The organism is Pseudomonas sp. Kh14 (genome assembly GCF_900291005.1).
GTDB classification, from domain to species: Bacteria; Pseudomonadota; Gammaproteobacteria; order Pseudomonadales; family Pseudomonadaceae; genus Aquipseudomonas; species Aquipseudomonas alloputida.
Genome location: NZ_OLKJ01000229.1, coordinates 1 through 248, shown reverse-complemented (window position 1 = coordinate 248; position 248 = coordinate 1). Strand labels below are relative to the sequence as shown.

Annotated in this window: 1 pseudogene; it reads left to right on the top strand. The window is 46.8% G+C overall.

Annotation, left to right across the window (positions count from 1 at the left end):
• Positions 1-27: 27 nt before the first annotated feature.
• Positions 28-248: pseudogene (locus tag FQ668_RS27925) on the top strand (hypothetical protein); the annotation flags it as partial.

The following is a 248-nucleotide window of genomic DNA, read 5'->3' as shown; positions in this document are numbered from 1 at the left end:
ACGCAAAACTTCACAAGAGCAGGAACAATGTTCTGCCTTTCAACGACAACAAGAGCCAGTGCTGCCGCAGGCATGAAGGAGGAACTGTTTGACGCACTACGCAGTAAAGGCTTTGGAGAACTCATCTATGAAACAGTCAATGCAAATTCCCTGTCAGCATTTGTTAAAGAACAGATTGCGGAGAATGGGGACGAGCTTCCGGACTGGCTGAAAGGCCTTGTGAATGTCTTCGAAAAGACAACAGTAAC